Annotated in this window: 2 protein-coding genes; both read right to left on the reverse strand. The window is 74.8% G+C overall.

The features are described from left to right. The coding region (locus BJF79_RS51825; protein ID WP_262402885.1) for a serine/threonine-protein kinase at positions 1-1,068 on the reverse strand (1,068 nt) is incomplete at its 3' end. Positions 1,069-1,154: 86 nt separating this feature from the next. Continuing rightward, positions 1,155-4,424: an error-prone DNA polymerase gene (locus BJF79_RS32840; RefSeq protein WP_262402886.1), complete on the reverse strand. Its 3,270-nt coding sequence runs from the start codon at positions 4,422-4,424 to the stop codon at positions 1,155-1,157. Positions 4,425-4,515 lie beyond the last annotated feature (91 nt).

Below are 4,515 nucleotides of genomic sequence, written 5' to 3' on the forward strand. Positions count from 1 at the left end.
CTCGTCGGCCGCCAGCGCCAGCCGCGTCATGTCGACGAGCGCGCCCTGCATCTCCGCGCCGTTCGACACATCGCCGAGTTCGACGGTCGCGGCGGCGTCGGCCTGACGGTGTGCGGGGGACGGTGTGCTGCGCGTCCGGGGGCCCGCGTCGACGGGCGCGGCGATCGGACGGGCGTCGAGCGCGGTGGCCGCGTCGGCCTCGGAGTCGCCCCCGGCGAGCGCGAGCAGCAGCTCGCGGGCGGTGGGCCGGTGCGCGGGATCCTTGCTCAGCGCGGCGCGGACCAGCCCGCCGAGCGGGTCCGGCAGGTCGCCGAGCTCGGGTTCGGCGTGCAGGACGCGCGCCGACAGGATCTCGAACGATCCGCGCCCGAACGGGTTGCTGCCGGTGGAGCCGTAGGCGATGAGGCAGGCCCAGGCGAACACGTCCGCCGCCGGGGTGACCTCCCGGCCGGTGATCTGCTCGGGGGCGATCCAGCCGGGCGTCCCGATGAGCTGCCCGGTGCCGGTGTGGTGGTCGGTCTCGTCGAGGGCGCGGGCGATGCCGAAGTCGATGACGCGCGGCCCGGTGATCGACAGCAGCACGTTGCCGGGCTTGAGGTCGCGGTGGACGAGCCCGACGCCGTGGATCGCGACGAGCGCGGCCGCGACGCCGATCGCGACGCCGTGCAGCATCGCGGGCGACAGCGGCCCGTCGGACTTGATGCGCTCGCGCAGCGTCGGGCCCTCGATGTACTCGGTGACGAGGTAGGCGACGCCGTTCTCGTCGCCGTGGTCGAGGACCTGCGCGGTGCAGAACGAGGCGACGCGCGCGGCGTTCGCTGCCTCGCCGTGGAACCGGGCGAGGAAGCGCGGGTCGTCCGCCAGGTCCGGCGGACGACCTTCACCGCGACCGCCCGCCCGTCCGGCGCGCGCCCGAGGTAGACCGCCCCCATGCCGCCCCGCCCGATCCGCGACTCGATCCGGTAGGGACCGACCCTCTCGGGGTCCGCGGGGTCGGGGGTCGGGGGCCGCGGTCCCTGGCTCGCCATCCGCATCCGACCTTTCTCCGCCTGCACAAGACGTGATCACCCTGGCACAGAGCGGCCGTTTCCGCGCCCACACTGGCATGACGGATATCCAACCGGAAGTCTCCGGACCGGACCCGGCCGCCCCCGTCAGTGGAAGTCGCGGGAGCGGACGCGGCCCGCGACCGGCAGCCGCCGCAGCCGGTACGCGCGGATGTGCGTCACCCCTTCCGCGCGTTCCAGCCGCCCGCTCACCAGCAGCGCCTGCGCGTCGACGGCGAGGGCGCGGTGCCGCTCGAACACCTGCGGCGGGCAGATCACGTTCGCGATGCCGGTCTCGTCCTCCAGGCTCAGGAACACGATGCCCCCGGCGGTCGGCGGCCGCTGCCGGTGCGTGACGAGCCCCGCGACCAGCACGTTCGTCTCGTCGCGGACGTCGCAGAGCCGTGCGGCGGGCAGCGCGCCCAGTTCGTCCAGGGCGTCCCGGACGTGCGCGACCGGGTGCGTGCCCGCGACGCCGGTGGCCCACAGGTCGGCGATGGTCTCCTCGATCGGCGTCATCGCGGGCAGCGCGGGCGCCCGCGTGCCGGGCGCGATCCCTTCGAGCTGCCCGGGGCCCGCGCCCGCCAGCGCGCCCGCCGCCCACAGCGCCTCCCGCCGCGACAGCCCGAAGCACTCGAACGCGCCCGCCGTCGCGAGGGCCTCCAGCGCGCCCGGCGACAGCGGGACTCGCCGCGCGAGGTCCTCCATGCCCGCGTACGGACGGCCCGCCGCGATCGCCTTCGCCGCCTCCGTGCCGAGATTGCGGACGCCGTCCAGGCCGAGCCGGATCGCGGGCTGCGGTTCGTCCGGCGCGTGCGGATGCTCCGAACGGACCTCCAGGGGTTCCTCCAGCGTGGGGTAAACATCGCTGGCGTTGATGTCCACGCCCCTTACCTCGACCCCATGCCGCCGGACGTCCTCCAAGAGGCTGTTCGAGGAGTAGAACCCCATCGGCTGGTTCCGCACCAAGGCCGCGGTGAACGCCGCCGGGTAGTGCCGCTTCACGTAGGCGCTCGCGTACACCAGATGCGCGAAACTCTGCGCGTGCGACTCGGGAAACCCGTAGCCGGTGAAGGCGTGGATCTTGTCGTACACGTCCTCGGCGAGGTCCGGCGGGATCCCCCGCTCGGCCATCCCGCCGAGGAGGCGCTGCCGCAGCCGCTCGACCCGTTCCGGCGCGCGCTTGGCGCCCATCGCCTGCCGCAACTGGTCGGACTCCGCCGGAGTGAACCCCGCGCAGTCCACGGCCAACTGCATCATCTGCTCCTGGAACAGGGGGACGCCCAGTGTGCGCGCGAGGGCCTTCTCCATCAGCGGGTGCGGGCACGTCGCGGGCTCCTGCCCCGTGCGGCGACGCAGGTACGGGTGGACGGACCCGCCCTGGATCGGCCCCGGACGGATCAGCGCCACCTCCACGACCAGGTCGTAGAACTCGCGCGGCCGCAGCCTCGGCAGCGTCGCCATCTGCGCGCGCGACTCCACCTGGAACACCCCGACCGAATCCGCGTCGCTCAGCATGTCGTACACCGCCGGATCGTCCGCCGGGATCGACTGCAGGTCGAACCGCCGCCCGTGATGCTCGGCGACGAGGTCGAACGTGTCGTGCAGCGCGGACAGCATCCCCAGCCCGAGCAGGTCGAACTTCACGAGGCCCGCCGCCGCGCAGTCGTCCTTGTCCCACTGCAGGACGCTGCGGCCCGGCATGCTCGCCCACTCGATCGGGCACACCTCCCCGACGGGACGGTCCGCGATCACCATCCCGCCCGAGTGGATCCCCAGGTGGCGCGGCAGCGTCAGCATCCGCCCGGCCAGTTCCCGGACGGGCGCGGGGATGCGGTTCTCGGTCCCGACCGGGTCGCGCGAGTCGATGCTCTTCGACCACGCGTCCTGCTGGCCCGGCGAGAACCCGAGCGCGCGCGCCGCGTCCCGCACCGCCATGCGCGGCCGGTAGCTGATCACGTTCGCGACCTGCGCCGTGCACTCGCGCCCGTACTTCGCGTAGACGTACTGGATGACCTCCTCCCGCCGCCGGTGCTCGATGTCGAGGTCGATGTCGGGCGGCCCGTCCCGTCCGGGCGACAGGAACCGCTCGAACAGCAGCCCGTGCCGGACGGCGTCCACCCCGGTGATCCCGAGCGCGTAGCAGACCGCCGAGTTCGCCGCCGACCCCCGCCCCTGGCACAGGATGCCCCGGCTCCGGCAGAACCCCACGATGTCGTGCACGATCAGGAAATATCCGGGGAATCCCAGCGCCTCGATGACGTCCAGTTCGTGCGCGATCTGCGCGTGCGCGCCCGCGACCCGCTCCGCCTCCGGCGGCCCGTACCGCTCCCGCGCCGTGTCCGTCGCGAGCCGCCGCAGCCAGCTCGCCTCGGTGTGCCCGCCCGGCACCGGCCAGTCGGCAAGCTCGGCGCGACGACGTCGAAGTCGAACGCGCACGCCCGCGCCAGCTCGACCGTCCGCTCCCGGACGCCCGGGAACCGCGCCAGCCGCGCCGCCATCTCCGCCCCGCCGCGCACGTGCTCGGCGCCCGACGCCGCCAGCCACCCCTCCATCCCGTCCAGGCTCCGCCGCGACCGCACCGCCGCGAGCGCCTGTCGCCAGCCGCGCGTCCGCACCCGGCGCCGCGTGGTGCACGTTGTTGGACGCCACCACGCCGACGCCCACGCGTTCCGCGAGCGCCGCGAGGACGTCGCACCGCTCGTCGTCGTCCGGCATCCCGTGGTCGACCAGCTCGGCGAACACGTTCTCCGGTCCGAACACGTCCGCGAGCCGCCGCAGCTCCCGCTCCGCCGCGTCCGGCCCGCCCGCCTCCAGCGCCGCCGGGACCGGGCCCTTGCGGCACCCCGTCAGCACCGCCCACGCACCCCCCCCGCGCGTCGCCAGCGCGTCCTCGTCGTACACCGGACGGCCCTTGCGCCCGCCCGCGAGCTGCGCCCGCGTGATCGTCGAACACAGCCGCGCGTACCCCTCCGGACCCCGCGCGAGGACCAGCAGGTGCCGTCCCGCCGGATCGGGCGCGCCCGCCCGCGGCCCCGGCGCGCCCAGCCCCAGCTCGGCGCCGAACACCGTCGCGACGCCCGCCTCCCGCGCCGCCTGCGCGAAGTGCACCGCCCCGTACATCCCGTCGTGGTCGGTGATCGCCATCGCCTCGACGCCCCGCCGCGCGGCCTCCGCCACGAGCGCCGCCGGGTCGCTCGCACCGTCCAGGAAGGAGAACGACGAGTGGCAGTGCAGCTCCGCCCACGGCACCCCCTCGACCGGCCGCCGGACGACCGGTTCGGGCGCGGCCTCCTCCCGCCGCGGCGCCGTCGCCCCCCACGACAGCCGCTGCTCCAGCTCGCGCCACGGCACGGCCGGGTTGAACCAGCTAGTCATACGCCGCCTCCATATGCCACCGCCCGCCCTCGACGGTGACCAGGTACGCGCCGCCGTCCTCGGTCACCACCTGGAACCGCGCCCTGCTCCG

This window comes from Actinomadura sp. CNU-125 (genome assembly GCF_001942465.1).
In the GTDB taxonomy this organism is placed as follows: domain Bacteria; phylum Actinomycetota; class Actinomycetes; order Streptosporangiales; family Streptosporangiaceae; genus Spirillospora.